6 protein-coding genes are annotated in these 6,727 nt (G+C 41.6%); 5 read left to right on the forward strand and 1 reads right to left on the reverse strand.

What is annotated here, in order from left to right:
* Window positions 1-153: 153 nt before the first annotated feature.
* Window positions 154-390, reverse strand: a complete 237-nt coding sequence (locus COT43_11825; protein ID PIS27180.1) for a hypothetical protein — start codon at window positions 388-390, stop codon at window positions 154-156.
* Between the two features lie 24 nt (window positions 391-414).
* Here COT43_11825 and COT43_11830 point away from each other — a divergent pair, with 24 nt between their 5' ends.
* The 5 genes from COT43_11830 to COT43_11850 all read left to right on the forward strand — a co-directional run.
* Window positions 415-966 carry a hypothetical protein gene (locus COT43_11830; GenBank protein PIS27181.1) on the forward strand — a complete coding sequence of 184 codons (552 nt, stop codon included), beginning with the start codon at window positions 415-417 and terminating at the stop codon, window positions 964-966.
* A gap of 162 nt (window positions 967-1,128) precedes the next feature.
* A complete protein-coding gene (locus COT43_11835) occupies window positions 1,129-1,626 on the forward strand; it encodes a hypothetical protein (protein ID PIS27182.1) in 498 nt (165 codons plus the stop codon).
* 102 nt (window positions 1,627-1,728) lie between these two features.
* Complete coding sequence (locus COT43_11840; protein ID PIS27183.1) at window positions 1,729-3,222, forward strand: hypothetical protein; 1,494 nt, start codon at window positions 1,729-1,731, stop codon at window positions 3,220-3,222.
* Window positions 3,223-3,309: 87 nt separating this feature from the next.
* A complete protein-coding gene (locus COT43_11845; protein ID PIS27184.1) occupies window positions 3,310-4,968 on the forward strand; it encodes a peptidase M3 in 1,659 nt (552 codons plus the stop codon).
* Window positions 4,969-5,162: 194 nt separating this feature from the next.
* Window positions 5,163-6,727 (forward strand): restriction endonuclease subunit M (locus COT43_11850; protein ID PIS27185.1); only part of this gene is annotated, 1,565 nt, incomplete at its 3' end.

The following is a 6,727-nucleotide window of genomic DNA, read 5'->3' on the forward strand; positions in this document are numbered from 1 at the left end:
ATTCAAAAATATTAATCCACTTTTACCCACTCATTCCGCGAAAGAACCTTTAATATTAATGTTATCAAATACCTAATATCAAAAAGAATGTATTGAAATTAACAATAGTTTGTCAACAGTATTGAGGCTTCACCCCATTAGAAATTGCCTGAATTAATCGGCGAGGATTTCATTATAAATCAACATTTCCGTACTATAAGCTGTCTTGTCAATCCCTGTGACACGGGACAGGATTTCAAAATATTTAGGGACTTTTTGATATTTTTCTATGAATTTTTGTTCCACAGCCTGACACGTGGAAGGTTGTGTTAGATAGTTTACTACTTCGGGTGCGCCGAGTGAATGGTAGGAAGCGATAATAAGAATGGAATTCTTTGCAGGGCCGGGCAATTTGACCGCTAAAACAAGGTCTTCATTTGGTCAAGTCATAAAGCCGAAAGAATCTCATTAATCGATAGTTCAACCTGCGAGATCGTGTCCAATGTCGTCCTGAGATCGCAGATTCGTACAAATTATTTCGGCTGGAAAACCGAATCAGGAAAATTCGACCTGATCTCGGAATTGACAATCGACGCTGGCAGTCGTTTAACCAAACACTCGATTCAAATCACGGACAATCCGCCAAATCTTTGCACCGGAATCGTGAAAATGGAGAATACGACGGTTTTCACTTCTCCGGCAAATATGGATGGTTGGATGTATTTAGCAACTTACGGTAAACAAAGCCTTGCCGGTGATAGTCTCGGACTGTCGATTTTGTTTCGGAAAAACAATCTGGTTCAGTTGACGGAAGATGCGAATAGTCATGTTGTTGTTCTGAAACCATCCGATAACTCGTTGACTTACTACTTCTTAGCGGCATGGGAGAAAGAACTGGACGGAATCCGATCAGGCAAACAATTCATACAATACTTAAATGAAACTGTCAGAAAATTGGATAATTCAATCGTAGTAAATATAGAATAAATCTGTCGGTCAATGGAATGATTTAATAGTTTTAGACATATTTTCGTTATCATTCAAATTATATAAGAATTTGAGGGTCTGACAGCCGAATATAAATTTTGAAACCAATTCTTGTCTTTCTGCCTCTAATCACTGAAATTTACCAAGAATCAAGGAGTATTAATGAAAGTAAGATTGATCAGTTTAGTATTGATGTTTGTAATGGGAACCGGATTACTGGCAGAAGGTAAGCCGTGGTATTCGTTCAACGAGGGAATTCAAAAAGCTAAAAAAGAGAAAAAGCACGTTGTCATCGATTTTTATACCGATTGGTGTAAATGGTGCCATGTGATGGAAAAGGAAACTTTCTCTGTGCCTACGGTTGAAAAGTACCTTTTTGAGAATTTCGTTCCAATTCGCATCAATGCGGAAAATGCAACGGAAAAACTTCAGTTTCAGGGAAGAATCTATTCACCGATGCAACTAACTCAAGCTTTTCAGGTAACCGGTTTTCCTTCGATCGCTTTTGTTACGTCTAATTCGGAAGTAATAGCCGTAATTCCCGGATATATTAAAAAAGATATGTTTATGAATCTCCTGAGATATATGAAAAGCGAGTCCTATAAATCCAGGATGACGCTTGAAGAATTTCTGAAAAGAGAAGCCAGCAGTAAAAAATAACTCTGCTATGATAATTTGATTTTGTTCATTCGTTCAATTCGTTATATTTAAACGAAACGTTAAATAAATGATAATAATTACTGAGTGATTTAAAAAAAATTGATGAATGGAATAAATAGATTTTCCCGACTTTTTATAACGTTTCTAATCTCGACCATTGCATTTTCAGAACCGATCGATTCTCTTTTAATGATGATTCCGACGGTTAGTGGAAAGGAAAAAGTTATACTTCTTACGGAAATCTGTAACGGCTACAGGGAAATTTCTCCCCGCAAAGGTCTCAACTACGGACGATCTGGCTGGCATCTGGCGCGAGAAATTGGCGATGAATTCGGCGAATCGGAAATTCTGGACGCCATGGCATTCAACTGTTCTTTGCTCGGAATGTATGATTCTACGATATATTTTTCGAAACTGTCTCAGAAATTAGATGAAAAAATAGGAAATAAACGCGGGTTGGCGCAATCTCTTAATAATATCGGCCTTGCATACTATTTTACAAGTAATTACACACAATCTCTAAGCCATCATATTCAGGCGTTACATCTCAGGGAAGCGCTTTCTGATTCCGTTGGACTTTCAAAATCCTACAACAATATTGGATTGGTTTATCTTGCAATTGAAGCGTATAATGACGCGCTTACGTATTTTAATAAATCCTTAGATTTTAAAAGGAAATTAAACGACCAACTTGGAGTCGTCCGAACGATGGAAAATATCGGCGAAACGTATTACCGTTCCGGTGATGTACAAAAAGCGAAGCAGTGTCATGAAGAAGCACTCATTCTAAGCCGAAAAATTGGTTATGGACCCGGAACGGCACTCACTAGTATTAATCTTGGACGAACCTATATTCAGATGGGTGAATATGAGAAAGCGCTGAAATTACTCTATGAAGCAATTCCGCTATATGAAAAAGTCGAAAATCTGGGCGGTATCACTGAATCCAGAAATCTCATCGGATTAGCCTATTCAGAAGCGGGCAAATATGATTTGGCAATCCAGCAAATACAAAAAGCGCTCAAAATCGGAAAGTCCATTAACGCATTAGATCATATCAAGGAAAGTCACAAGTATTTATCGAAAATATACGAAAAACAGGGGAAACTGAATCTCGCACTGGAAAATTACAAAATTTACGAAGAGATCAAAGACACGATTTTTAGTATAAATAATATGAAAAAGATAGCCGCCATAGAGTTCAAGTGGCGTCTGGAAGACCGTGAGAAAGAAGATCAGATAAGGGCTAAAGACCAACAAATCAAAGACTTAGTCGTTAAACGCGGAAAAATTATCAAAAATGCCATCATCGGAATTCTGTTGATTTCGTTAATTGCTCTTATGATTCTCTACAATCGTTATCGCCTGAAAATCAAGTCAATGGAGGAAATTTCCGAACTTCAGGAACTTCTGCCGATCTGTTCTAACTGCAAAAGAATTCGTGACGATTCGGGTTATTGGCATCGGGTTGAAGAATATTTCAAGGAACATTCGGGAACGGTTTTTACGCATGGAATTTGTCCCGACTGCGCAAAAAAAATGTACCCGGAATATTACGATAAAATGTATGCGAAAGAGGTAAAAGACGAACAATGATTGATCTGACGGTAACATTCTACATTAAATACGATTAAATGTCTGTGAATTATCTCATTACCAAAAACAAAAAGGAGGTTTCTCTTTATGAAAAAACTTACAATTGTCGTGTTAGCCGCTTTGATGTTGATTTCCTGCGGTAAACAGAATAACGAAGAAGCCGCGCAGGCTTTTATTGACACTCTGACGACGGTGATTGCTCCGCTTTATAACGAAGCCGCGTTGGCATCTTGGAACGCCTCAGCCACTGGGAAAATGGAAGAGTATGACCGCAGTGCTCAGATAAATATGGAAATCACCAAAGTTTTTTCCGATAAAGCGAATTTTGAAAAAATTAAGAAATTTCACCAAGAAGGTGTAAAAGATACGCTGTTGTCAAGGCAACTGGATGTATTTTACAACGAATATGTCACGAATCAGGCGGATACGGCGCTGTTGAATCAGATTACACGTTTAGCGGCGTCAATCGAAGGCAGATTCAATACGTTTCGGGGGAAAATTGACGGCAAGGAAGTTTCCGGAAACGATATAAAACAAATTTTAACGACATCAACAAACATGAATCAGCGGAAAAAAGCATGGGAAGCGTCGAAACAAGTCGCTCAAGTTGTTGAATCCGACATGTTGAAGTTGGTACATCTTCGGAATGAAGCCGCCCAGCAAATGGGATATAAAAATTTCTACGAAATGAGCCTGCTGTCCGATGAACAAGAACCCGCTGAGATAACCAGAATATTTGACGAACTCGAAGTCGCGACTCGCGAGCCATTTATTAAAGCAAAGTCTGAAATGGATGCCATTCTTGCCAAACGGTTAAAAATTAAGCCGGAAAATTTGATGCCTTGGGATTATGCCGATCCGTTTTTTCAGGAAGTTCCGCAGTTATCGGATGTCAATCTCGATAAATACTATGAAAAACAGGATGTCGTTAAATTAGTGGAAAAATTCTATCAGGGAATCGGACTTCCAGTCGATAAGATTCTCGCAAAATCCGACCTGTATGAACGTCCCAACAAATATCCGCATGCCTTTTGTACGGATATCGATCGGCTTGGAGATGTTCGTATCATGGTAAACGTCCGGAACAATACCGATTGGACTGGAACTGTTTTGCACGAACTCGGACATGCGGTTTATAGCTATAATGTCGATTCCAGCCTTCCGTACATATTGAGGAGCGAAGCGCATACGTTCACGACGGAAGCGGTTGCCATGTTCTTCGAAAGGCTATCCCGAAACCCGGAATGGATTCAGGAAATGACCGGAATTTCAGACGAGGAAAAAGCAAAAATCACTGATCTGACAGCTCAAACGCTGAGATATGAGAGTTTAATTTTCGCACGCTGGTCTTTGGTTGTGTACAATTTTGAGAAGAATATGTATGAAAATCCGGATCAGGATTTAAATAAACTCTGGTGGGATTTGGTGGAAAAATATCAGATGTTAAAACGACCAGAAAACCGAAATCTGCCCGATTATGCTTCAAAGATTCATATTTGTTCGTATCCGGTTTATTATCATAATTACCAATTGGGTGGACTACTGGTTGCGCAATTTCTGAACACAATCGCAAAATCCCAGAACGTCGCTTCGTTTAAAGATATTCAATTTGCCAATAATCCAGCGATTGGCGACTATTTCAAGACGAAGGTGTTTTTCCCTGGCAGAAAATATCCGTGGGAAAAGATGGTCATCGGAGCAACAGGCGAAAAATTGACTGCCAAATATTTCGTTGAAATGTTGTAATCATCAGTCCAATAAAATATCGGTTATTAAAAGGGCGCAAGAGATTGCGCCCTTTTGTTTGAAGCGGAAACGTCTTTAAATGTGTTTTTGAATGATAAATTGTTTTTTAGAAAAAATGTCCATATTTTAGTTTAGTATGAAACTATAACTAACTTTAATTATATCAAAACCCTCTGGAACGGATGTAAGAAATCATGACCACAGGAATCACTGAACTCGTCGAAAAATTCTCCCGCAACTTCACCGAATACAAGAATCAAAAATACAACGAGACGCAAGTGCGGGTCGAATTCGTCAATCCGTTCTGGGAGTTAGTCGGCTGGGACGTCAATAACGTATCTGGTTATTCATTAGCATTCCGCGATGTGATCCACGAAGACGAAGTCCGGGTCGGATTAAACACGAAAGCCCCGGACTATTCTTTCCGCATCGGCGGCAGACGGATATTTTTTCTGGAAACCAAGAAACCGTCCGTCGATCTGAAAAACGATCCCGCTCCGGCTTTTCAATTGCGCCGCTATGCCTACAGCGCCAAACTGCCAGTCTCGATCCTGACCGATTTCGAGGAATTCATCGTTTACGATACGACTCTCAAACCCGCCATCACGGATAAAACGCACGTCGGACGGATGCTTTACTACACTTATCAGGAATACGCCGAAAATTGGGAATCCATGCAGGCAACTTTTTCCAAAGAAGCGGTTCTGCGCGGCGACTTCGAGCGTTTTATCCAGAGTAAACAGGGCAAAAAACCGCGCGCCGAGATTGACCGCGATTTTCTGAACGATCTCGATAACTGGCGCGTCAAACTTGCTCAAAACCTTGCCCTGCGCAATCTCAATCTATCCGAGCGCGAACTGAATTACGCCGTGCAAATCACCATCGACCGCCTGATCTTTCTGCGCATGAGCGAGGACCGCGGCATTGAAACCCAATATCCGCTTCAATCTCTTTTAAACGGCGAGCGCGTCTATCCGCGATTGGTCGAGATTTATTACCGAGCGGACGAACGCTATAATTCCGGGCTGTTCCATTTCAACGAAAAGGACGGCGCAAATCCCGATACCATTACGCCGAATCTGGCGATTGACGATAAATTGCTGAAAGAGATCGTTCGGAATCTCTACTATCCCGATTGCCCGTACGAATTCAGCGTTCTGCCGGTGGAAGTTTTAGGCAACGCCTACGAACAATTCCTCGGCAAACGCATTTCGCTGACCGCCGGACATCATGCCCGCATCGAAGAAAAGCCGGAAGTGCGCAAAGCCGGCGGCGTCTATTACACACCGCAATATATCGTCGATTACATCGTGAAAAACACGGTCGGGAAATTGCTGGAAGGCAAAACTCCCGCCGAAGTCTCCGAACTGCGCATCCTCGATCCCGCCTGCGGCAGTGGTTCGTTCCTGCTCGGCGCGTATCAGTACCTGATGGACTGGCATCTGGAATATTACCGCAAAGAATACGAAAAGACCGGCGTCATTCCGGTCGTTAAAGCAGAAAAAGGAAAACGCAAAGCCGCGACGCAGGCAATCTTTCCCGGTAAAGGCGGCGACTGGTTTCTCTCGACTGCCGAGAAGAAACGCATCCTGCTGAACAATCTCTATGGCGTTGATATTGACTCTAACGCCGTGGAAGTCACCAAACTCAGTCTCCTGCTGAAAGTGCTGGAAAACGAGGACAGCGAAACCCTTGCGCGGCAATTGGGACTGTGGCACGAACGCGCCCTGCCAAACCTTGCCAATAATATCAAATGCGG

It is taken from the genome of Candidatus Marinimicrobia bacterium CG08_land_8_20_14_0_20_45_22 (assembly GCA_002774355.1).
Lineage (GTDB): Bacteria > Fidelibacterota > UBA2242 > UBA2242 > UBA2242 > 0-14-0-20-45-22.